This window comes from Photobacterium ganghwense, from assembly GCF_017329545.1.
GTDB lineage: Bacteria > Pseudomonadota > Gammaproteobacteria > Enterobacterales > Vibrionaceae > Photobacterium > Photobacterium ganghwense.
In genome coordinates this window covers 1522737-1545641 of record NZ_CP071325.1, presented here as the reverse complement: position 1 = coordinate 1545641, position 22905 = coordinate 1522737, and the positions used below count along the sequence as shown (strand labels likewise).

The following is a 22905-nucleotide window of genomic DNA, read 5'->3' as shown; positions in this document are numbered from 1 at the left end:
CTGCCCGGCTTGTTAAATTACCGGACAATAGCAACTGCTTAACTCATCGAAAGCAGTGTTCTGCCCAGCGGGCAAGACCCGCCGTAACCGAACCAAAGTAACTGCCACTGACAACCGGCGTTCCCGGCAACAACTGTTCGATACATTGGCGCAAAACCGGCGAACGGGCGGTTCCTCCCGTCATGTATACCACATCAGGCGTTACACCACTTTGCACCATTGCCTCTTCCACCAACTTGCTGATGTGGGCTTTCGGCGCTTCAATCGCGCTTGCCAGTTCATGCTGAGAAACATCCACATGAAGCTGATCAGACAGATACCCGAGATCAATACGATTCAGTGCCTGCTCTGATAATGCAATTTTGCATTCTTCAGCATTGCGCACCAACTGATAACCCAGGGTTTCATGATAAACCCGAATCAGTTTGGCCAGTTTCTCAGGTTCAGCAGCATCACGGCGCAGCTGATCAAGTGTCTTGAAGTTGGCTGATCCGTAAAAGTCTGACTGGGCAACTACATTGTTGATTGCAATCGGGTTCCAGAATTGGCTGACCGGCATGTCGATGCCTTTTTTGGTCTGACTCCCCATGCCCAGTAATGGCATAATCTGGCGAAATGCCAGATAAATATCCAGGTCGTTTCCACCAACCCTCAAGCCACTGTGAGCCAACAGGCTCGACTGACGTTCAGTTTTTCCCGCCCAGCTTGGTCCCATCTGGATCATCGAGCAATCCGTGGTTCCCCCGCCGATATCGACCACCAGCACCGTTTTATCTTCGTTTAGCGTGCTTTCATATTCCAGTCCTGCCGCTACCGGCTCAAACTGGAAAGCAATGTGTTTAAATCCGGCACGCTCAGCCGCCCGACGCAAAATAGTTTCAGCCTGCTGGTTGGCTTTCTCGCCACCGGTTCCCTGAAAGTTAATCGGACGGCCGATCATGGTGCTGTCGATACTGGCCGACAAACTCCGCTCTGCCTGCGATTTGATGTTAGCCATCATGGCGCAGACTAGATCTTCAAAAAAACTGATCTGAACATCCTGCAGACCATTCGCGCCGAGGAATGATTTGGGCGACTTTACGTAATACACTTCTTCCGGATCCGCGAGATAGAGATCCAACGCCGCCTGTCCGAACAGCAAGTCGCCTTTCTCAACCTCTATGTCCTCATCGCGGTTCATGTTGATCGCGCGACGCAACACCTGCTCACCAATCGAATCAGCCGGGCTGATACCCATGAAGCGGTAGAGGTACTCGCTTACCGCTTCCCGAGTAGGCGCACACAACGTCGAAGGGATAAAGGTGTTCTCGCCTTCTAACGGCAGCAGCGTCGGCTGACCGTTTTCCATAACAGCCACTGAACAGTTTGCCGTTCCGTAATCAAAACCGATAAACATCGTATCCTCCGCGCTGATAAAAGCGGGCGATCATACTGCATCTGTCGGAAACTGCAAACAGGATGCTAATCTGACCGTAAATTCACAATAATATTGATATATTTTCGCGTTTTACCGCTTAATATCGGCCATAATTACATTTTCTTTCTGATTAATGGAAAACTATGAAAAAGCACCTTACTCTCATTGGTTTTATGACCGCCCTATTCATCGCGGTGGTTGGTTGCAGTGAGCAGAACATTCCGCAGGAAGGCGTGAAATACACCGTTGTCAAAACCCCAACACCCGATGCCGCCAGCGTGGTTGAAGTGTTTTCCCTGGGTTGCGGTCACTGCCGAAACATGGAGAAAATGCTACCGGACATTCAGAAACTGGCTGGCGTTAATATTGAACAAGTTCATGTCACGTTCAACCAGGGGGCACAAGTTGCTGCCTACATGTATTACACAGCGTTCATCCAGACTGACGGTAAGCCGAGCCCTGAACTGAAAGAAGATCTGTTCCGTTTTATTCAGGAAGACAGCACCGCGTTGAGTGAAGATGAACGCCAGACTGCGTTAAATGCCATTTTCGATAAATACAAGCTGCAAAGCCCGTTTCAGCTTTCAGAGTCTCAGCGTGAAGAAGTCTATCAGCACCTGACTCAGGCCAACCAACTGGAAGCCAACGCCGGCATTACCTCGGTGCCAACATTCCTGGTGAAAGGGAAATATCTGGTGCAAAACAGCGAGCATGAAAGCCTGGAAGATCTGGCGAATACCATTCGCTACCTGTCTGAAAAACAGTAACTCGCGTCAGAGTTACTCCGGGTTAGGTTCATTTCAGATAGTTTTCTGATCTCACCGAAACAGATAACCAGCGGTCCCATTACGGCCCAGTGACTTTCATATCTCTGGGCCGATATTCCTTCCCTGCTGTTACTCTTCTCGACTGATGTTGCTCTTCTCACTGCTGCGTTTATCTATGCTTGTTTTCGGTTATTTCACCTTTATCTGCCCCTTATCTTTCAAACCTCAATACTCGGGGGGACATTCTGCCTGCGGCATTCATTCAGAGACATACCGGGGTGTACACAAACGGCCTAACAGCAAACACATCAAGCACACCTGTTCAGTCCCGTTATGGCCTATACTCTCAACGACTTGTGAACGACTTGTGGCAATTTCTCTGCGATGCGCATTTTTCCATCTGATGTCGTTACAATACGTCACAATTTTTACGAGTTATATACAACGATTTAATCTAATAAATTCTGCTGTTTTAACGTTTAGTTACATTGCTTGATTATCACCCTGTCAAGACTTGAAGATCATCAGTGTAAGTGGTTTGATCTGCCGCTTGCCAAAATGGTCCACGCCGCGACACTGCTGCGTGAATCCCATATTAAACCGGTTGTTCATGCGGTTTGAGATGGGATGGCAAGACACTACGACAAACATTAAGGTGCATTCATAATGGCGAAAACCCCTACGGCTTCGACAGTCTCTCAGGCAATGGATATTGCGTACCAATCGACGTCAATGGAGATTTGGGACAGCAAATATCGTTTGAAATCAAAGCATGGAGATGCGATCGATGTCACGCTGGACGACACATTCAAACGTGTCGCGCGTGCGTTAGCCGATCTTGAAGAAAACAAGGTCAAGGAACACTGGTACAACGAATTCCTGTGGGCGTTACGTAACGGTGCGATTCCGGCGGGTCGTATCACTTCTAATGCCGGTGCATTCGAGCACAAACCGGCAACGTCAACGATTAACTGCACCGTGTCCGGTACCATCGAAGACTCGATGGACGACATTCTGAACAAAGTACACGAAGCAGGTCTGACCCTGAAGGCCGGTTGTGGTATTGGCTACGACTTCTCTACCCTGCGTCCGCGCGGTGCTTTCGTCTCGGGTGCTGGTGCCTATACGTCCGGCCCGCTGTCTTTCATGGATATCTATGACAAGATGTGTTTCACCGTGTCTTCTGCTGGCGGTCGTCGTGGCGCCCAGATGGGCACCATGGATATTCGTCATCCGGACATCATCGACTTCATTCGCGCCAAACGTGAAGACGGTCGTCTGCGTCAGTTCAACTTGTCGCTGCTGATCACCGAAGACTTCATTCAGGCAGTCAAAAACGATCAGGACTGGCAGTTAATCTTCCCGGTCACCGCGAAAGAGGCCAAGCAGGATAAACTTGATCTGCACAACGACGAAAATATTGTCTGGGCGGACTGGCCGACCAAAGAAAATCTGGTTGAAGATGAAGAAGGCCGTGTCGCGTGCAAGGTTTACCGCACCATGCCTGCACGTAACCTGTGGAATGTCATCATGACCTCCACTTACGACTATGCCGAACCGGGCTTTATCCTGATCGACAAAGTGAACCAGATGAACAACAACTGGTTCTGCGAAGAAATTAGAGCTACTAATCCATGTGGTGAACAGCCGCTGCCACCTTACGGCGCCTGTCTGCTGGGCTCGGTGAACCTGACCAAGTTTGTCCGTGAACCTTTTACTGATAATGCGCATTTTGACTGGGATACTTATCGTCGTGTCGTGGCGATTTTTACCCGCATGCTGGACAACGTCGTTGAAATTAACCAGCTGCCGCTGGAAAAACAGCGTCACGAAATCAACCATAAGCGCCGCCACGGTATGGGTTTCCTGGGACTGGGCTCAACCCTGACCATGCTGAAACACAAATACGGCAGTGCTGCCTCTGTCGCCTTCACCGAACAGGTCGCGCAGGAAATGGCCCTGACCGGCTGGAAAGAAGCATTAAGCCTAGCGAAAGAGAAAGGCCCGGCACCGGTAATGGACGAAGAGTTCGAAGTCACCGCTAAGATGATGCGTCTGCGCCCTGAAATGGCGAAAGACGGCATTAACGTCGGTGATAAAGTCAAAGGTAAGGTACTGCACGCCAAATACAGCCGTTACATGCAGCAGGTCGCTGAAGTCGAGCCGCAACTGGTCGAAGAACTGGCGAAAAACGGTGCACGCTTTACCCATCACAGCTCAATTGCGCCAACCGGTACTATCTCGCTGTCTCTGGCAAACAACGCCAGTAACGGCATTGAGCCAAGCTTTGCGCATCACTACACCCGTAATGTCATCGTGCCGGGTAAGAAGTCGAAAGAAAGCGTAGATGTGTACAGCTTCGAACTGCTGGCTTACCGCCAGTTGATCAACAAAAAAGCCATGCCGTACACCACAGAAGAAGAATTCCAATTACCAGACTACTTCATCACGGCTGATGACATTACCCCAAGCCAGCACGTTGAAGTGCAGGCAGCGGCGCAGCGCTGGATTGACTCTTCGATTTCTAAAACCGCTAACGTCCCGACCGATTTCCCGTTCGAAGACTTTAAAGACATCTACATGGATGCCTACGATAAAGGTCTGAAAGGCTGTACAACGTTCCGTTTCAACCCGGAAGTCTTCCAGGGCGTTCTGGTTAAAGAGAAAGATCTGGAAAACACGACCTACGTGTTTACGCTGGAAGACGGCACCACCTTTGAAGCCAAAGGTAACGAGCAAATCGAATATGATGGCGAGATTCACAGCGCCGCAAACCTATACGATGCCCTGAAAGAAGGCTACTACGGTAAGTTTTAAGAGACAGGTTCAGAGAAAATGACCAGAAAAATTGACGGTAAAATCGTTGCCTTCAAAGTAAAGAGCCAGGAGCAGGAAGCGCCACAAGCCGCTGCCCCAGCTCAGCCTGCAGTAGAAGTTGAGCACATGCATGAAGACATGCAACGTCCTGAGAAGCTGTTGGGTACGACTTACAAACTGAAAACCCCGGAACACATTTCAGAGCACTCACTGTTTATCACGATCAATGACGTGGTTCTCAATGAAGGTACCGAGCACGAAGTTCGCCGCCCGTTCGAAGTGTTCATCAATTCTAAGAGCCTGGAGCACTTCCAGTGGATTGTGGCACTAACACGTATTATGTCAGCAGTGTTCCGTAAAGGTGGCGACTGTACTTTCCTGGTGGAAGAGCTGCGCTCAGTCTTCGACCCACGCGGTGGCTACTGGAACAAAGGAAAATACGTACCGTCTCTGATTGCTGAAATCGGCAATGTGATTGAGCAGCACCTGACAGAAATCGGCATGCTGGGCAAACCAGAAGTCGACGAGCACCAGCAGGCGTTTCTGGAAGCCAAAAAAGCAGAACTGGAAGGCAAAACAGAAGAAGTAGAGGAAAGTGGTAATTTTCCGCCAAGCGCAACCCTGTGTTACAAATGCCATAACAAGTCAGTCATCGTCAAAGACGGTTGCCAGACCTGCCTGAACTGTGGTGATTCCAAGTGCGGCTGAGTTAAACCAGACCGCCAAACGTAATAATAAAAAGCTGCCTTTGGGCAGCTTTTTATTTAGGTGATGCCATTTTGGAAAATATTATTGCTCAAAAACAGTTCCGACATGCGTCTGATAAGCTAACACGTGAAAATATATCTTTTCATCCATAAGGTTTACTGGCTTGATAGTTGTGTCCTTACCAAACGTGTTAAATTCGACAACGCACTTGCTATAACTCTCCTTGAGTTCTGAAATACGCTTTCCAAATAACGTCAACGCTGGAATCTCAAAGGGTGCGGTCAACTCTTGGTAATAACTGGTAGCTGGGAAAAAGAGCTCGCTATTGCCATCTGCAGCCGTACAAGTCATATATCTCACGTCGATGTCATAAACAAAGTCGCTATTATTGTTCCAATGAATGGAAAGGTTGTCCGTCGTTTGATCAGAGGAAACCCATACCCCATCAACAAGCTTAGGCAGCCTGTCAACAATCCCCTGCGCAACAACCGTATCATTTCGCCACCAATAAACCTCATAGCTGCTGGCATCGCTAGGTAATTCGTCATATGTATCGGCAGTCGCTGGGCTATGATGAACTGTTGGCTTATAAACCTGCCCCTGTGCATGGATTTCCAATTTATCGGGGGCGTGTAAATAAACCTCAACGCCATTCATATGAGCAAAATCTGACTTAGCTGTTAATTTATATTGTTCACCCACTTCCAACCAAACGTTTAACGTAAGGTCATCTAAGTTATGTGCGCATGACATCTCTGGTATATTTCCACACCGCTCTTGAACCACAGTCGTGGGTGTATCGTTATTGGAGCCGCCGCCACCTCCACCGCATGCAGTCAATACAACCAATGACAATAGCGAAATCAAAGACTTCTTCATTCCAGTAATTCCATTTAACCCTATGAAAATATGGGCTAATTATACTTACTGCTATTTACATCAGCTGAGTTATTAATATGAAGTGACTCGCATTACTGACACTAACAAACTTACCTGCAATGATGATAAGCGTGAGTCGCCTTCTCAGAACCAACTGTTAAGAGCTAACAGCAGTATGGAAATTATTCCGGCTCTGGCCATCGACAGCCTGCGCAACCTGATAAGCGAGTTCGACTCCCTCCCGTCATGGCATAACAAACAAAAATAACCGCAATAATTACAAGGCAATAACATCTTGTTTTCATGCGAAGGAAATAACCGCTCAAGTGCACAGTTTTCCTCTTTGCCCCTTAACACCTGATTTTCACAGGGGTATTTTGGTTTTCAGACAACAGGTTAAGCCCGATACAGATATACTGCATTGATAACGTTCTCACACTTTGCGTTCTCAATGTTGTATGACGAATGTTTTGGCTCCACCAGCCGTAGACACAACTCCCTAACCACTTCTCCCGTTAGCGGAACGGGATCAGTTCTTACCGAGTTTTACCGCCTACCCCTGGCGCTCCAAGCTACTCCTCTCGGGTACAACCCACCGCAACAGGACGAGCGTATTTCGCAAGGGATAATTTAGCCAAACGACAACACCCACACTGCCGTGAGCAACTGGCCTGAACATTATCAGATAAGGTGCATCCAGAGTATGCACCCGCCCTTCCTCGTCCTGTTATTGGTGAAAAAGGATTTTCATAAATCAGGAGGCTCTCTTATGAGTGACATTGCACTTTCAATCAGCATTCTTGCGCTGGTGGCAGTGCTGGGGCTATGGTTCGGAAACCTGCGCATCTGCGGGGTCGGACTGGGGATCGGCGGAGTGCTGTTTGGTGGCATTCTGGTCGGGCACTTCACCGATACCTGGGACATAGCACTGGACACCCACACCCTGCACTTCATCCAGGAATTTGGCTTAATCCTGTTTGTCTATACCATCGGGATACAAGTAGGACCCGGCTTTTTTTCTTCGTTACGCAGCTCCGGCCTGAAGCTCAACGCGTTTGCGGCCTTGATTGTGCTGCTCGGGTGCTTGGTCACCATTGCCTTGTATCTTATTTTTGATGTCCCATTGCCGGTAATACTCGGCGTGTTCTCCGGTGCTGTCACCAATACCCCGTCACTGGGGGCTGGACAGCAGATTCTGACAGAACTGGGGGCGCAGGAAAGCATGCTTGATATGACAGGGATGGGCTATGCCGTCGCCTACCCGTTCGGGATCTGCGGAATCCTGCTGACCATGTGGGTGCTGCGGTTGATCTTCAGAGTCAACATAGACCAGGAAGCAGATCAGTTCGAAGAAACAAACGGCCACAAGAAATCCAGCCTGCATACTCTGAACATTGCGGTCAAAAACCCAAACCTGAACGGTTTGATGCTTCAGGAAGTTCCGGCATTAACTGAAGGTGATATTGTCTGCTCACGGCTGAAACGTGATGAATCCCTCCACATTCCAAAGCCCGATACGCGCATAGCGGTCAACGATCTGCTCCATCTGGTCGGGGAAAAACAAGCGCTCGAAAAAGCCCGCCTTGTCATCGGCGAAGAAGTGGATACCTCGTTGTCTACACGGGGAACCGAACTTCGTGTCCAGCGTCTGGTTGTGACAAATGAGATTGTGTTAGGCAAAAAAATCCGCGACTTGGATTTGAAAGAGAAATACGACGTGGTCGTATCCCGGTTAAACCGTGCCGGGGTCGAACTGGTGCCAACCAGCCAATCGACTTTGCAATTTGGTGACATTCTGAATCTGGTTGGCCGCCAGGAAGCGATTGAAGCAGTTAGCGGTATTGTCGGGAATGCCCACCAGAAGCTCCAACAGGTTCAAATGCTACCCGTGTTTGTTGGCATAGGCCTTGGCGTGTTACTGGGTTCTATTCCCTTCTATCTGCCAGGTTTTCCAGCAGCAATCAAACTTGGGTTGGCAGGTGGTCCGCTCATTGTGGCCCTGATTCTGGCTCGAGTTGGCAGCATCGGTAAGCTCTACTGGTTCATGCCACCAAGTGCCAACCTGGCACTACGTGAAATCGGAATCGTGCTGTTTCTGGCTGTAGTCGGGCTGAAATCCGGCGGCGGATTTATCGACACGCTCATTAATGGCGATGGTCTGAGTTGGATGGGCTACGGCATACTCATCACCTTTTTGCCGCTAATGGCTGTCGGGGTGATTGCCAGAATGTTTGGCGGACTGAACTACCTGACAATTTGCGGCATGCTTGCGGGCTCGATGACGGATCCACCGGCACTGGCTTTTGCAAACAGCCTGCACAGCAGCAGTGGTGCCTCGGCGCTCTCCTATGCCACCGTTTATCCTCTTGTAATGTGTTTGCGTATCCTCTCTCCGCAACTCCTTGCCCTGCTACTTTGGGCACTTTGAAATGTTGCCAGGCCACTTCTCCGGCCTGGCCTTTTTTAACGGCTAACGGCTTAAACTTTACTCTGTCTTGATGCTTTCACGTTACGTGCCTGCCAGTGAAATTGGCCGCAGCCCGTTACCGGCCACCAGCAAGGTCAATAAACGTGCCCGTAACGTAAGACGCTTCATCGGATAACAGCCAGGCAATCGCTTCAGCCACCTCCTCCGGAGTACCTCCACGTTTCATCGGGATCATCGGACTCAGGCGTTCCACTCGTCCCGGTTCCCCGCCATCAGCATGCATCTCCGTATAAATACATCCTGGACGCACACTGTTAACCCGTATTCCCTCACTGGCCACTTCCAGCGACAATCCTTTGGTGAGAGCATCCATCGCCCCTTTCGACGCGGCGTAATCTATGTACTCAAACGGCGCACCTAATCTTGACGCCGCAGAGGACACATTCACGATCGAGCCACTGACCAATCGCCCTTTTTGCATCCGTTTAACGGCTTCACGACAACAAAGAAAACAACTGGTTACGTTCGTTGTCATTACCTGATTGAATCGTTCAACATCGATATCGACTAATCGAGATTGAGTGAATAAAATACCGGCATTGTTGACCAAATGAGTCACCGGCCCCAGCGCCCGCTCTGACTCATCAAACAGGCGAATCACATCCTGCTCATTGGCAACATTGGCCTGCACCGCTATCGCCTTACCACCGGCCTTAGCAATTTCTTCCACGACATCATTTGCATGTTCAGCTTTATCACGATAGTTAACACAGACTGAATAACCTTTTCGCGCCAGTAATTTTGCTGTTGCCGCCCCAATTCCTCGACTGCTGCCAGTAATAATGACTACTTTCTCACTCATAAATCGTCCTTGTTTTCGATGATAAAAAGGGAATACAAAAGTCTGTAAGCAGAATAACATCTATTTAATAAGATCTTCTATTTTTCAATGCTTTATAAGCAGTTTTACATTTTTACATCCCGACCATTAACCATGCACAGGTTTCTCTCGGGTCGACAAACCATTGTCATGCAAACATTGAGTGACTTGTGTCATTAACTCACTTGCTTTGTTGATATAGCCCGCTGACGCCTTCGAACCAAATTGTGATTCATATCGCCCGACGGAAATCGCCATACCCATGTACTCAGACACTAACTGGATATTCTCATCATATCGACAGTGGTGTTTAACGGCGATGACCTGCTCTGGTGAGGCAGGTTCTCCGGTGTTTAACATATATTCATATTCTTTTTACTCTCTGTGGCGCACCCAGTCAGCAGAATCATGGTTACAGCCAATATCAAACGCATTTGTACTTTTCCTGTTCTGTATTCAGATATTATCAATCGCGATTGATGATCAAAAATAAAGGCATATGATAATGCTCATATGCCTTTTAACGTCATCTGAAAATTGCGAACTATTTCTAACGCTTAGTTTGTTTGAATCAAACCAGAAAACGCAGGATTATTCACTGCAGTCTTGATGAGATCCTGTACTGCCGGCGTCAGGGCATCCGCTGTGGCATTACAAGCAGTAATGGCATCAAAACCACTTTTGAACGTATATTTATTGCTCACAGACATCGAGTTACCGTTTGACGAATTTAATACCACTCCAATATCCCAATACCCATTTGTCAGACCAGATGTTGATGAAAATTCAATATTGGTGATTTCACCCGTTATTTGGGTGCCATCAGTTGAATAAATATTTGCCATCTTGAATTCATCATTGATTGCTTTGGTGATAAATGCTGGAATGGTTAAACCATCAGCAGGCTCAATAGGCCCCATCAGGCGGCAGTTCGCGCTAAAATTCGACGTTTGTGTAAGCTCTGTAACACGAGCTTTAGCACCATCAAAAGTTTTAAGTTTTTGAATATTATCAACAGACGTTGAGTAACGTGGAGGCTGCATTGTAGAACACGCCGTCAGCGCCAAAGTGCAGACAGTTACAACAGCCATTTTTTTCATCGACATTTCTTTATCCTATATGAGTTTTAACTATTTTATATCAGTATCAGCTAATTAATTTATTGCTCATCCAATACCAGAAAGCATTATTTTTAAGTTATTAGCCTGAATTATGAGGAGGTATTAAATCGCTATAGAAACAACATTGAAAGCATAAAATTGAGTCACAAGCCACTAAATGACTGTCTTATGAGCTTATTCACATTTTCAAAATTTGGCCAATGCGATGTTAAGATCTAATTTTTAAATTATGAATCTAACTCATTCAATTTATTACATTAAGGCATCACTTTAAACAATAAATTCTTATAGGGAATTAGTCGAACACAATGTTTGCAATGCTTATGATGAATATTATTAATACACTGCTTTATCCATTTTTCATCATTAAAATCTGCGATACTCCAACCACACCTCAGACCAAGTAATGAAAACTTACATATAACAGGTACTCTTAGACGAAGACGAAGACGAAGACGAAGACGATAGTAAGTTAGACTATAGCCCCTAATAATGCGCTTCAAAATTAGCAGTCTGAGATTTACTTCCTATCTCCGAAACCACCTCGATATGCCACATAAATCATACATAAGAGCAAAAATTAGCCACTTAATAAAACAATGGTCAAAATTTTATTGCACACTATTTTATTTATGATTACTATCCTGCCAACAACATCAACGGTGAAATGCAAACATCAATTAAACACCGTTCACTATTGAATGAATATAGAAAAATAAGGTAAAAAAATGAAAAAGGTTATGCTTCTTCCGCTTGCTGCACTTCTGACAACCACTTTTGCCGCTCAGGCTGACAATGGTAACCTGACCCAGAACTTCAACTACATTTCTGGTGGTCTGTCTCACAGTGAGTTAAACGAAGATATCCACACTTCTGTAAATTTCAACGATTCTACAGACAGCATGACAGGTCTTTATCTGCGTGGTAGCTGGAACTTTACGGGTAATGTGTTTGTTGAAACGCGTGGTGAAGCACTGGTAAAAGATGACCTGACCGTTTCTCAGGGCCTGCTGGGTCTAGGTTACTACTTCCCGATTAACAATGATCTGACTGTGTACGGTCTGGCTGGTCTGTCAACAATCACTGTTGATTACGACGTGAACTATTTTGGCCACTCAGTTAATGTCAGCAACGATGACAGCGGCTTTACCGGTGAAGTGGGTGCACGTTACCAGGTAATGAATAACTGGACAGTAGAGCCTGCAGTACGCTTTGCCAACTATGATGAATCAATGACTGAACTGCGTCTGGGTAACAACTTCAAAGTATCTGAGCACATGAGCCTGGAAGCCAACCTGGCTCACCGCGACTTTGACGTGTTGAAAGAAACGAACTTCCAACTGGGTGCACGCTACAGCTTCTGATCACGTCGGTAAGACAATCAAAAAAGCAACAACATGTACTTAGCAACAGCCCGGGTAACTCCCGGGCTGTTTTTCTTTCTGCTAGTCTGAGTTTACACAAAACATCAGAAACGAAAATAGAGAATGAAGAACGCTAAAAGGCTGACTGTTATTTACTCTCTGTCTGATAAGCTGCCAGTAACCTTTCGAACTCGTCGATCTGTTTCGCTACCATATCCACACTCTGCTGCCAGAATTCTGGCTGGCGAATGTCCATGCCCAAGTGTTTTTCAACTACCTCTTCAGCCATCATAGAGCCGGTATCACGCAGTAAGGCTTTGTAGTCTTCATAGAAATGTTCACCTTTCGCAGCACGTTGCGCATAAACACCTTTACTGAACAAATAGCCGAACAGGTATGGGTAATTGTAGAAACTGATGTCAGCGATACTGAAATGGAGCTTGCTGGCCCAGAACATCTCACTGGTTTCGTCCATTGCATTGCCATACCAGTCACGCCAGGTCTCAGACATTAACGCCTTGAGCTGATCCGGAGTGAACTCCCCTGCCGAACGCTGATCATAAAACGCTTTTTCGAATTCGTAACGCACCGGGATATTAATAAGCAGGGCCAATGCCGACTGGGCTTCTTCCCATAGCATCAACAGCTTGTCCTGATCGCTCTGGGCTTTATCCATTAATGCATCGCGAACCACGTTTTCAGCAAAGATCGATGCGGTTTCAGCCAGCGTCATTGGATATTGCGTTTTTTGCAACGGCATATCACGCATCACCCAGTTATGGAAAGCATGGCCAAGTTCATGTGCCAGTGTCAGCACATCGGACATACTTCCACCCCAGGTCATAAACACCAGCGGCGTACGGGTATCGGCAAGTTTGGTACAGTAAGCCCCCAAGCGCTTGTTTGGCTGTGGCGCGGCATCAATCAGCTTGTTTTCGACCATCATATCGACAAACTCGCCCATTTCCGGATTCACTCCAGCAAAGGCTTCACGAATAATGTCGATACCTTGCTCAAAACTGTATGTCTGACCGTCATTCGAGGCCGTAGTTTCTGTCGGCGACTCTGCCGACAGCAATGCCGGCATAGAGGCAAGCTCATCCCAGGGCTTCAGTTTCTCAGTCCCAAACAGACGCGCCATCAGCAAACCGGCTTTCTGCCCGATTGGGCGGCTGTCTTTTGCTACATTCATCATAGAATCCAGCGTCTGTTTCTGGATGCAGCTAAGATGCAAGCTTGGATCAAGAAAATGTACCTGCTCGGTATGACTGCGTTTGTCATACTCAGTCAGACGCGCACCGGCCAGGGCATTCAGAATCGCCGCAAAACTTTCCTGATGAACCGTCATCGCTTCTGAAATCGCGCGCCAGGCTGGTTCACGACGCAGGCTGTCTCCGCCATACAAAAGGCTGGCCGCCTGTGACAGCCCCATGGTTTCTTTTTTGCCATGAGGCAAAGTCAGGGTAACCGACAAACTGCCGGTGATGTTGTCATACAACCTTCCCCACGCTTCACGTCCGTCCTGATCCAGAGCTGTCATCAACTGCTCTTCTGCGATGGACAGCTGACGATTTTTCAGCATACGGGCACATTCCAGTCTGAAACGCCATTCCTCGATGCCGTAGGTTGTCATCAGCAGGTTGAAGTCACTGTCTTCAAGATTAACGATTGCCTGGTTATACGGTGTGATGGCCTGCTCTAGTTGTGACAGCAGCTTGTTGACCTTACCCATCACTTTCTTGGCAGCAACATCAGATGCATCCACAGAGAGCAGGCAGTTCACATATGTAGACAAGGTATGAATTCGCAGCTTGACACTGGCCAGAAGTTTTAGGGCACCAGCCAGCCCTTCCGGCGTCCCGGTTTCAAATTTTACCAGTTCAGGCAATTTTTCTTCCGCGAAGGCCAGATCCTGTTGGATCTTCGGATCATCCAGATCACGATAAGCAATGGAAAGATCCCAGCTCGGTATTGTCATTTTTCCTCCTTGACGATCCGGGTAACACCCGGAACCCTATTAATCATTAAACAGCAGACAGGCGCGCCCATCATGCTCTATACGCTGAATACGGGTCGCAAACACCTGCTCCAGCATCTCAACCGTCATAACTTCTTTGGGCTGCCCCTTGGCAACACAGGAACCGTTGTTCAGTAGCAACACTTTGTCAGCTTCGCGCAGAGTACGATTTAAATCATGATTGGCCATCACCACAGCTATGCCCATGTTGGCCACTTTACGGATCAATTTGTACATCACCGCTTCCTGGCCGATATCCAGCGCTGCCGCCGGCTCATCCAGCAACAGAAGCCGAGCATCCGGATTGAGATCCGGCCACACCTGAAGACACGCCGCCGCCAGCCTTACCCGTTGCCACTCGCCGCCTGAAAGCTGCTGAATACTTCGGTTCAGTTTGTCTCTGATTTTCAGCGCGGTACAAATTTCGTTAACAGCCGCTTGCGCATGCTCTTCATCAACCTGCCCAATCGCCGAGAGAGAAAGTGACAGATAGTGATACACCGCCACAGCAAAAGCGGGCCGGTCCTGTTGAGAAAGATAGCTCCTGTTCCGGGCCAGTGTGGCCAAATCAAACTGCACTAGTGCTTTCCCGGAGAACTGAATCTCTCCCTGGTAATCAACCAGCCCCGATAGCATGGCAATGGCGGTACTTTTACCGCTGCCGTTCGGCCCAATTAAATGCACAATTTCCCCGGCTTTCACGTCAAAAGAAACCGGAAGTAAACGATGTGGCATAGCCAGATTGTGCGCCTGAATCACCACAGATGCATGTGTTTGAGATAACGTCATCAAGCTTATTCCATCAATCTAGCTGAGATCGGAGCAACATCCAGATAAACAATGGCGCACCGAGCGTTGTAATCACCACCCCCACTGGCAACTCGGCTGCCGGAAGCAGCACTCTGGCCAAAGTATCTGCCAGTGCCAGTAACAAAGCGCCAAACAAAGCCGAGAGCGGCAACAGAAAGCGATTTTCCGCCCCCAGTGCGAGCCGGAGCAGATGCGGCACCACTAACCCGATAAACCCAATAATGCCCCCAAGGGCAACGGAAGCGCCGACTAACAGGGATACAATCAGAATCAGACGCCAGCGAAATGCCGCGACATCCAGCCCCAGTTGTCTGGCCTGGTTTTCGCCCAGCATCAGTAAATCCAGCTTTTTGCCCTGCAAGCAGAGCCAGACAAGAACAGGCATCATCGCGACCAGCAGCACCAGTTGCGGCCAGCTCACACCGGCGACACTTCCCATCAGCCAGTACATCAGCATGCGTAAATTCAGATCATCACTGAAGTAGAAAGCCCAGGTCACCATAGCACCGGATAAAATCCCAAGTGCAACACCGATCAGTAATAGCCGTGCCGTTGACACTTTGCGTCGCTGAGACAACCCGACCAGAATAAGCGTAAAACAGAACGCACCAACCATTGCCGCTGCCATCATGATCAATGGCGTCGGTGCGAGTGGCAGAGCAAATAGGACGACAACCAAAGCCAGGCTGGCACCACCGGAAATGCCTAATACGCCGGGTTCTGCCAGCGGATTCCCCAGTAATACCTGCAACACAGCTCCAGAGGCCGCCAGAGAGGCACCAATCGCCAATGCCGCCAACAAACGGGGAAAACGTAATTGTGTCAGTAACTGCTGTTCCAGCAGACCGTCAGGTGACCACGGCCAGATAAAAATTTCACCGACCGCAAGGGAAAAAAAGCAGGCCGCCATTAGCAAGACGCCTGCTATCAAGATTGCCAGTCGCCATCTGGACTCGTGGCGAACTCTTAGTTCATTCAGTAGCATCAGGAGTACACAATAATGAGGTTTAAACCAAACTGACCAGCCAGTTTGGTATTACCATACTCGCTCAGTCAGGAAATGGAAAGCAACCCTCACTAGCCCAATGATTATTCAGACAAAAGTGACTCCGATTTAATCAATCCGACTTACTTCACGGTGATTTGCTCACCCAGATTCACCTCTGTTTTACGCACCAGCAGACAAGCTCGCTGACCCAGAGCAACATTGGCATTCGGAAAGACAACGGCTTCTCCGCCTTCTAACGCGAAGTATTCAACCCCTTCGTCACTGCCAAGCAGCTTACCTTGATCGAAAAAGGTGAAGTTAGCCTGATCATTCGGGAAGTTCAGCTTAAACTCATCGGTCTGTTTAACCAGGGTCCGAGTGACCTTATAAATACTTAGCAGATCACCCTGCCAGTGGTATTCAACTTGCGGTACGGTCACCAGCTCCAGCATTGCCTGATCAAAAGCGGCCAGACGCTCCAGGTCATTTTCACCAAACTTCGCCACTTTCCCCAATTCTACCGTCAGTGCTTGAGCAGAAAATTTCTCCGCGCTGAACCAGCTAAACGTCGAAGACGAGCTGCTTGACAGCAGTACCGCTTCTAACTCAGCACGCTGCATAAATGAAAACAGGGCTTTGCTGCGGGTAGGATTTTCCGTAAATGGACTAACGGCAAAAGTATAGTGCTCTGAATCGCGAATCGCACAGTGTAGATCCAGATGCCAACGTGAAGCCTGTTGGCGATCAGGGTGAGAATAGAAATTAATAACCGCTTGCTGCAATTCGTTTGCACGCAGGCAATCAGGATTTTCTGTTGGATTTTCGGTATTGAACAGTCGGTTCATGTTTTCGACCACAAACCGCTTGTGCAGATTGATCGCCTCAGGATGGCCAATAATCAGCAATAAACGGTGGGCAGGTACCAGACCATCAACCAGAATTCGTCGTGCCAGTTGCTGAACCAATTCAATCGGGCTGGTTTCATCACCGTGAACCCCTGAAGACAGCACGATATCTTTTGTATCTTCAGCGAGGTCCGGCGGGGTGATTTGCAAAATCCCTCGCCCAAGAAGCTCACATTTTACACCGCTGGCGGTATGCCACTTTCCTGTTTTTACTGACAGCTCCATATTCAGGCTTGCTGCCAGAAAGTCTCCGCTTTTCACCAGCTTTAACATTCCCATTGAACTTCTCCCTGTTAATCAGTATTTCTCAATCGGGATGCCGACATTTTAGCGCTCTCCCCTTGTAAATCAAACCGCAGAAAAACATATATTTAACATCAACATCACACATCTGATGCGTTTTAAGTAAATTTAATCAGAAAAAGCGCTGTAATTGGAGGTAGGCTAAGAATTTTTCGCTAACCTGAAGTGGAAATGTGGAACGAACAAGTGAAGCAAATAACAGGCAAAGAAAAACCCAGGTAAGTTCTACACACCTTACCTGGGTTCTTATCATCCGGTCCCGCGTTTTACTCTTTGATTTCGATATTTTCTACGCGAGCTTTCAGTTTTTGACCTGGTCGGAAAGTCACAACCCGGCGGGCAGAAATCGGAATATCTTCACCCGTTTTTGGATTCCTTCCAGGACGCTCATTTTTGTCACGAAGGTCAAAGTTACCAAAACCTGATAATTTAACTTGTTCGCCACACTCAAGCGCCTTTCTGATCTCTTCGAAGAAGACTTCCACCGTATCCTTGGCGTCCCGTTTGCTTAATCCAACATTCTCAAACAGGTTCTCAGCCAAATCGGCTTTTGTGAGCGCCATAGATAATTCCCTCAAGACTATGTTGAATGGATCGCAGCTATAACAAGGGCTATACCTGCAGCGTATTAGTCCAGTAAGACCCTGTGCGTCAGAAAACTGGAGGACGTTTTCGACACTGGATATCCTAGCTAGAGACAAGTTTATGCCAACTTCCTGATTTCCGCCAACTTTTTTAAGTGAACTTGCTGTCAAATTATTGATTTTTGCATGTGCCAAACCGTCAAAAACATGCATCAGGTTGTGCTTTAGATGAATGGATAGCAATAACATTTGCTGCAAAGTTGATAATTTACAAAATATCCAACTATCAATTTATGGACATATAGGAATAACCGCTAACTATCAAAAAGTTAGATAAATTAGAGTTAGATCAAAAAAAGCAGCCCCGAAGGACTGCTCTTGATAAAACAATTACTTAAAACATCATGAAGGCTGGTTGTTAATCGATCGATGAACACCCCTTCGCGATGCTGGATTTGCATTAATCGCGCAGGCTGGCACCAAATTGCTCAGACAGTGCTGTAACAATCTTCTCAACCGCTGCGGCAATATCGGCTTCTTCCAGGGTACGTTCTGCTGACTGCAGTGTCAGAGCAATTGCCAGGCTCTTCTGACCTTCTTCAATGCCCTTACCGCGATAAACGTCAAACAGGTTAACGTCTTTCAGCAGCTCACCACCGTTAGCATTGCATGCCTCAAGAATGTCACCAGCTGCAATGTCTTCATTTACAACAACCGCGATATCACGACGGTTAGATGGGAACTTAGACAAAGCTACAGCTTCCGGAATCACACGAGAGTCGATGGCTGACCATTCGATTTCGAACACGATCGTACGGCCATTCAGACCAAACTTGCGCTCCAGTTCAGGGTGAACAGTACCGATCACACCCACTTCTTTACCGTCAACGATGATGGCAGCAGACTGACCTGGGTGCAGTGCAGGATGTTTAGCCGCCTTGAAGCTGTATGCTTTCTCGTTAGAAGTTAGTTCCAGAATGGCTTCCAGGTCGCCCTTCAGATCGAAGAAATCAACGGTGTTCGTCGCGATATCCCAGTGTTCTTCACTGCGAGTACCTGCGATAACACCTGCCAGCATCGGCTCCTGACGCATGCCATTTTCAGCAGACTCACAAGGAATGAAACGCAGACCGTATTCGAACAGGCGAACACGCGGCTGTTGACGTTTCTGGTTGTGAACTACGGTATTCAGCAGCCCTTGAAGCAGACCAAGACGCATTGCTGACATTTCTGCCGAAATCGGGTTTGGCAGTACCAGCGGCTCAACATCCGGTACGATCAGCTTTTGCTGCTCAGGCTCGACAAAACTGTAAGTGATCGCTTCGTGGTAACCACGATCAACCAGCAGATGACGAACACGTTTCAGAGGCAGGTTGGCTTCCTGGTGATCGTGCATCTTCAGTGCAGCAGCCGGAGACTGATTCGGAATATTGTTGTAACCGTAGATACGGCCAACTTCTTCAATCAGATCCTGCTCAATCGCAATGTCAAAACGCCAGGTTGGCGCAATCGCAGACCAACCTTCTTCGGTTGTCGCAACAGCCATACCCAGACGCTCAAGGATTTCAACCACATCTGCATCAGCAATGTGGTGACCCAGCAGGCTGTCCAGTTTTGCACGGCGCAGTGATACAGTATTTGCCTTTGGCAGGTCTGCGTCAGATTCAACCGCGACCACAGGGGCCACTTCGCCGCCACAAATCTCAACCAACAGCTGAGTGGCTCGCTCCATCGCGCTGTGCTGCAGTGCGTAATCCACACCACGCTCAAAACGCATAGAAGAATCAGTGTGCAGACCGTAGCTACGCGCACGACCACGGATATGGTCAGGTGCAAAGAATGCACACTCAAGCAGCACATCTTTTGTTTCGCCAGTAACACCAGACGCTTCGCCACCAAAAATACCGGCGATTGCCAGTGCTTTGTTGTGGTCTGCGACAACCAGTGTATCGGCGTTCAATTCTGCTTCTGTACCGTCCAGCAGAGTCAGCTTCTCGCCTTGCTCAGCCATACGAACGACGATGCCACCTTCGATCTTCGCCAGATCAAATGCGTGCATTGGTTGACCTTGCTCCAGAAGCACGTAGTTAGTGATGTCTACAACAGGGTCAATTGAGCGAATACCACAACGACGCAGTTTTTCTTGCATCCATAGTGGTGTTTCCGCCTGAACATTTACGTTCTTGATGATACGGCCCAGGTAACGAGGACACGCTGCTGGCGCTTTCACGTCAATCGAGACGGTGTCATCGATAGAAGGCGCAACTGCATCAGCTTGAGGCTCAGTCACGTCTGCACGGTTCAGTACGCCCACTTCACGCGCCATGCCACGAATGCTGAAACAGTCAGCGCGGTTAGCCGTCAGGTCAACGTCAACAGTTACGTCATCCAGACCCAGGAACGCACGGAAGTCAGTACCTATTACTGCGTCTTCTGCCAGCTCCATGATGCCATCAGACTCAACGTCAATACCCAGTTCAGTGAATGAACACAGCATGCCGTGAGAAGGCTGGCCACGCAGCTTCGCTTTTTTGATTTTGAAATCACCCGGCAGTACTGCGCCAACAGTCGCTACAGCCACTTTCAGGCCCTGACGACAGTTTGCCGCACCACAAACGATGTCCAGAAGCTCTTCTTCGCCCACGTCAACTTTCGTTACACGCAGTTTGTCAGCATCCGGGTGCTGGCCACATTCAACAACGTGACCCACTTTTACGCCAGTGAAAGAGCCGGCAACAGGCAGCACGTCGTCTACCTCAAGGCCAGCCATAGTAATTTGGTGAGTCAGTTCGTCAGTAGTAATCGCAGGATTTACCCACTCACGAAGCCATGATTCGCTGAATTTCATTGTGTCTAAACCTCTGGATTACTTGAACTGTTTCAGGAAACGAAGGTCGTTCTCGAAGAACGCGCGCAGATCGTTTACACCATAACGAAGCATGGTCAGACGCTCTACACCCATACCGAATGCAAAACCAGAGTATTTCTCAGGATCAATGCCTACGCTGCGCAGTACGTTCGGATGAACCATACCGCAGCCCAGAACCTCAAGCCACTTACCATTTTTACCTTTCACGTCTACTTCTGCAGAAGGCTCTGTGAACGGGAAGTATGACGGACGGAAACGGACTTCCACTTCTTCCTCGAAGAAGTTACACAGGAAGTCATGCAGAATGCCTTTCAGCTGTGCGAAATTTACATTCTCGTCTACCAGCATACCTTCTACCTGATGGAACATTGGGGTATGAGTCTGGTCGTAGTCGTTACGGTATACACGGCCCGGTGCGATGAAACGAAATGGTGGCTTACCATTTTCCATCGTACGAATCTGAACCCCTGAAGTGTGAGTACGAAGCATCAGATCTGGGTTAAAGAAGAAGGTATCGTGATCCGTACGTGCAGGGTGATCTGCGGCAATATTCAGCGCATCAAAGTTGTGGAAAGCATCTTCAATTTCAGGGCCAGACTCCACATTGAAGCCAAGTTCACCAAAGAATTGCTCGATACGTTCAACCGTACGGGTAACCGGGTGCAGACCACCGTTTTCGATGCGGCGACCAGGCAGAGTCACATCAACCATTTCTGCGGCCAGTTTCGCTTCCAGCTCGGCACTTTGCAGTGCGTCTTTACGCGCTGCAATAGCCTGCTGTACAGCACCTTTCGCTTTGTTGATTTCCTGACCTGCTGAGCGACGCTCTTCCGGTGGAAGTTTGCCCAGGCTCTGAAGTTGAAGAGTCAGTTCGCCCTTCTTGCCCAGATATTGGACGCGGACTTCGTCCAGAGCGACTAATGATTCAGCCTGCTCAATAGCTGCCGTTGCGTTGGCAATAATCTCGTCTAGATGTTGCATCGTTTCCTCATCCACCTACAGGTGGCGTCCTTTAGGGAGATATAAATTCGCGTAACGATACATACTAAAGAAACATGCGTCTAAATCCAAATCCAATCGCACTAAAAGCGTGGGATTGGGCGAAAAAAATCGTCTTTAGCCCATTGATCCCGCGATTGTTATTGGGTGTCCTATTAAAGGCTCATTTCACCGGCATTAATGAAGATTTCCCCCTTGTGACCGGATGTCGTCACCTGTCACCGCAGCACAGACAATTGCGGCGCAGATTCCCTCCGTCATCTGCGTCAGCGTCAGTGAAGGTTTGTGACCATCACCCATGGTCTGCTCCGGCAAAAAAGGGACATGTACAAAGTCGGCCCGAATGTGCAGATCGCTCTGTTCTGAACGCGATAGGTTACGGTTGAATTGAGCCAGGTAGTGCATGACGCCATAAAACAGGTGGTTACATACAAAAGTGCCGGCGCTGTAAGAAATCTCAGCCGGGACACCTACCCCATTCACCGCCTGCACCATGGCTTTAACGGGCATAGTTGTAAAATAGGCGGCCGGTCCATCTGTCACCACAGGTTCATCAACTGGCTGGTTACCGGCATTGTCTTCAATACGAAAATCATCAAGATTAATAGCCACTTTTTCGAAGCTAATGGCTGGACGCCCCCCGGCCTGCCCCAGCATGATCACCATATCCGGCAGATACTTTTCGATAGCAACAATACATTGCTCAATTGCACTGCGACGTACCACAGGCAGCTTTTGGGTAACAAGAACCACGCCAGCCTGATGCAGCCTGGACTGCGCTTCCGGTTGGGCTAACTGCTCAAGAATCAATGCTGATGGATTAAGTGCTTCTCCGCCAAAAGGTTCAAAACCTGTCACCAGCACCTTTCTCTTCGTCATGTTGTCTGCCTCTGTCACTGTGGATAATCGTTCGCTTGCCACCCTCACATCCTTTTAAACCTGATTCGATCATGCAGGCATCATAATCAGACGCAAAGTTTGTCGAAAATCCAATGACATAAAACCGTGAGTCTCATCGCATGATCTCAATCCAATCGTTCTGTTTAAAC

18 protein-coding genes are annotated in these 22905 nt (G+C 48.3%); 5 read left to right on the top strand and 13 right to left on the bottom strand.

Annotation, left to right across the window (positions count from 1 at the left end; genetic code table 11):
- Window positions 1-43 precede the first annotated feature (43 nt).
- Window positions 44-1396 (bottom strand): molecular chaperone, encoded by a 1353-nt coding sequence (gene yegD / locus FH974_RS07225; RefSeq protein WP_047885346.1) that lies wholly within the window; start codon window positions 1394-1396, stop codon window positions 44-46.
- Between the two features lie 164 nt (window positions 1397-1560).
- Between yegD and FH974_RS07220 the strand changes: the two genes are divergently transcribed.
- The 3 genes from FH974_RS07220 to FH974_RS07210 all read left to right on the top strand — a co-directional run bounded on the left by FH974_RS07220 (window position 1561) and on the right by FH974_RS07210 (window position 5709).
- Window positions 1561-2184, top strand: a complete 624-nt coding sequence (locus tag FH974_RS07220) for a thiol:disulfide interchange protein DsbA/DsbL (RefSeq protein WP_047885345.1) — start codon at window positions 1561-1563, stop codon at window positions 2182-2184.
- Between the two features lie 666 nt (window positions 2185-2850).
- Window positions 2851-5001 (top strand): adenosylcobalamin-dependent ribonucleoside-diphosphate reductase, encoded by a 2151-nt coding sequence (locus FH974_RS07215; RefSeq protein WP_047885344.1) that lies wholly within the window; start codon window positions 2851-2853, stop codon window positions 4999-5001.
- An 18-nt stretch (window positions 5002-5019) separates the two neighbouring features.
- Entirely contained in the window at window positions 5020-5709 is a 690-nt protein-coding gene (locus FH974_RS07210; RefSeq protein ID WP_047885343.1) for a TSCPD domain-containing protein, read from the top strand.
- 81 nt (window positions 5710-5790) lie between these two features.
- Here the strand turns inward: FH974_RS07210 and FH974_RS07205 are convergent, their stop codons facing one another.
- Entirely contained in the window at window positions 5791-6588 is a 798-nt protein-coding gene (locus tag FH974_RS07205) for a hypothetical protein (RefSeq protein ID WP_047885342.1), read from the bottom strand.
- A gap of 769 nt (window positions 6589-7357) precedes the next feature.
- Here FH974_RS07205 and FH974_RS07200 point away from each other — a divergent pair.
- Complete coding sequence (locus tag FH974_RS07200; protein ID WP_047885341.1) at window positions 7358-9016, top strand: putative transporter; 1659 nt, start codon at window positions 7358-7360, stop codon at window positions 9014-9016.
- A gap of 115 nt (window positions 9017-9131) precedes the next feature.
- Here FH974_RS07200 and FH974_RS07195 read toward each other — a convergent pair whose 3' ends face one another.
- The 3 genes from FH974_RS07195 to FH974_RS07185 all read right to left on the bottom strand — a co-directional run bounded on the left by FH974_RS07195 (window position 9132) and on the right by FH974_RS07185 (window position 11002).
- Window positions 9132-9878, bottom strand: a complete 747-nt coding sequence (locus tag FH974_RS07195) for a glucose 1-dehydrogenase (RefSeq protein WP_047885340.1) — start codon at window positions 9876-9878, stop codon at window positions 9132-9134.
- Window positions 9879-10004: 126 nt separating this feature from the next.
- The gene (locus tag FH974_RS07190) at window positions 10005-10256 is read right to left on the bottom strand and encodes a hypothetical protein (RefSeq protein WP_047885339.1); all 252 of its coding nucleotides are present in this window, start codon (window positions 10254-10256) and stop codon (window positions 10005-10007) included.
- Between the two features lie 197 nt (window positions 10257-10453).
- Window positions 10454-11002 carry a hypothetical protein gene (locus FH974_RS07185; RefSeq protein ID WP_047885338.1) on the bottom strand — a complete coding sequence of 183 codons (549 nt, stop codon included), beginning with the start codon at window positions 11000-11002 and terminating at the stop codon, window positions 10454-10456.
- A 743-nt stretch (window positions 11003-11745) separates the two neighbouring features.
- Between FH974_RS07185 and FH974_RS07180 the strand changes: the two genes are divergently transcribed.
- On the top strand, window positions 11746-12381 hold the full coding sequence (locus FH974_RS07180) for an outer membrane beta-barrel protein (protein ID WP_047885337.1): 636 nt from the start codon (window positions 11746-11748) through the stop codon (window positions 12379-12381).
- A gap of 148 nt (window positions 12382-12529) precedes the next feature.
- Here the strand turns inward: FH974_RS07180 and FH974_RS07175 are convergent, their stop codons facing one another.
- The 8 genes from FH974_RS07175 to pcp form a co-directional block, all read right to left on the bottom strand.
- Window positions 12530-14359, bottom strand: a complete 1830-nt coding sequence (locus tag FH974_RS07175) for a M3 family oligoendopeptidase (protein ID WP_047885336.1) — start codon at window positions 14357-14359, stop codon at window positions 12530-12532.
- Between the two features lie 39 nt (window positions 14360-14398).
- Window positions 14399-15187 (bottom strand): vitamin B12 ABC transporter ATP-binding protein BtuD, encoded by a 789-nt coding sequence (btuD, locus tag FH974_RS07170; protein ID WP_169776028.1) that lies wholly within the window; start codon window positions 15185-15187, stop codon window positions 14399-14401.
- Between the two features lie 13 nt (window positions 15188-15200).
- The gene (gene btuC / locus FH974_RS07165) at window positions 15201-16193 is read right to left on the bottom strand and encodes a vitamin B12 ABC transporter permease BtuC (RefSeq protein WP_207103627.1); all 993 of its coding nucleotides are present in this window, start codon (window positions 16191-16193) and stop codon (window positions 15201-15203) included.
- Between the two features lie 143 nt (window positions 16194-16336).
- Complete coding sequence (astE, locus tag FH974_RS07160) at window positions 16337-17380, bottom strand: succinylglutamate desuccinylase (protein ID WP_053061821.1); 1044 nt, start codon at window positions 17378-17380, stop codon at window positions 16337-16339.
- A gap of 290 nt (window positions 17381-17670) precedes the next feature.
- Window positions 17671-17967: an integration host factor subunit alpha gene (gene ihfA / locus FH974_RS07155; RefSeq protein WP_047885334.1), complete on the bottom strand. Its 297-nt coding sequence runs from the start codon at window positions 17965-17967 to the stop codon at window positions 17671-17673.
- Window positions 17968-18448: 481 nt separating this feature from the next.
- Window positions 18449-20836, bottom strand: coding sequence for a phenylalanine--tRNA ligase subunit beta (pheT, locus tag FH974_RS07150; RefSeq protein WP_047885333.1), 2388 nt, complete (start codon window positions 20834-20836; stop codon window positions 18449-18451).
- 18 nt (window positions 20837-20854) lie between these two features.
- The gene (gene pheS, locus FH974_RS07145) at window positions 20855-21838 is read right to left on the bottom strand and encodes a phenylalanine--tRNA ligase subunit alpha (protein WP_047885332.1); all 984 of its coding nucleotides are present in this window, start codon (window positions 21836-21838) and stop codon (window positions 20855-20857) included.
- 195 nt (window positions 21839-22033) lie between these two features.
- The gene (pcp, locus tag FH974_RS07140; RefSeq protein ID WP_047885331.1) at window positions 22034-22735 is read right to left on the bottom strand and encodes a pyroglutamyl-peptidase I; all 702 of its coding nucleotides are present in this window, start codon (window positions 22733-22735) and stop codon (window positions 22034-22036) included.
- Window positions 22736-22905: the final 170 nt, after the last annotated feature.

Excerpts from the sequence above, each read along its gene's own strand:
- yegD (WP_047885346.1), bottom strand. The coding sequence starts at position 1,396 with ATGTTTATCGGTTTTGATTACGGAACGGCAAACTGTTCAGTGGCTGTT.
- FH974_RS07220 (WP_047885345.1), top strand. The coding sequence starts at position 1,561 with ATGAAAAAGCACCTTACTCTCATTGGTTTTATGACCGCCCTATTCATC.
- FH974_RS07215 (WP_047885344.1), top strand. The coding sequence starts at position 2,851 with ATGGCGAAAACCCCTACGGCTTCGACAGTCTCTCAGGCAATGGATATT.
- FH974_RS07210 (WP_047885343.1), top strand. The coding sequence starts at position 5,020 with ATGACCAGAAAAATTGACGGTAAAATCGTTGCCTTCAAAGTAAAGAGC.
- FH974_RS07205 (WP_047885342.1), bottom strand. The coding sequence starts at position 6,588 with ATGAAGAAGTCTTTGATTTCGCTATTGTCATTGGTTGTATTGACTGCA.
- FH974_RS07200 (WP_047885341.1), top strand. The coding sequence starts at position 7,358 with ATGAGTGACATTGCACTTTCAATCAGCATTCTTGCGCTGGTGGCAGTG.
- FH974_RS07195 (WP_047885340.1), bottom strand. The coding sequence starts at position 9,878 with ATGAGTGAGAAAGTAGTCATTATTACTGGCAGCAGTCGAGGAATTGGG.
- FH974_RS07190 (WP_047885339.1), bottom strand. The coding sequence starts at position 10,256 with ATGTTAAACACCGGAGAACCTGCCTCACCAGAGCAGGTCATCGCCGTT.
- FH974_RS07185 (WP_047885338.1), bottom strand. The coding sequence starts at position 11,002 with ATGTCGATGAAAAAAATGGCTGTTGTAACTGTCTGCACTTTGGCGCTG.
- FH974_RS07180 (WP_047885337.1), top strand. The coding sequence starts at position 11,746 with ATGAAAAAGGTTATGCTTCTTCCGCTTGCTGCACTTCTGACAACCACT.
- FH974_RS07175 (WP_047885336.1), bottom strand. The coding sequence starts at position 14,359 with ATGACAATACCGAGCTGGGATCTTTCCATTGCTTATCGTGATCTGGAT.
- btuD (WP_169776028.1), bottom strand. The coding sequence starts at position 15,187 with ATGACGTTATCTCAAACACATGCATCTGTGGTGATTCAGGCGCACAAT.
- btuC (WP_207103627.1), bottom strand. The coding sequence starts at position 16,193 with ATGCTACTGAATGAACTAAGAGTTCGCCACGAGTCCAGATGGCGACTG.
- astE (WP_053061821.1), bottom strand. The coding sequence starts at position 17,380 with ATGGGAATGTTAAAGCTGGTGAAAAGCGGAGACTTTCTGGCAGCAAGC.
- ihfA (WP_047885334.1), bottom strand. The coding sequence starts at position 17,967 with ATGGCGCTCACAAAAGCCGATTTGGCTGAGAACCTGTTTGAGAATGTT.
- pheT (WP_047885333.1), bottom strand. The coding sequence starts at position 20,836 with ATGAAATTCAGCGAATCATGGCTTCGTGAGTGGGTAAATCCTGCGATT.
- pheS (WP_047885332.1), bottom strand. The coding sequence starts at position 21,838 with ATGCAACATCTAGACGAGATTATTGCCAACGCAACGGCAGCTATTGAG.
- pcp (WP_047885331.1), bottom strand. The coding sequence starts at position 22,735 with ATGACGAAGAGAAAGGTGCTGGTGACAGGTTTTGAACCTTTTGGCGGA.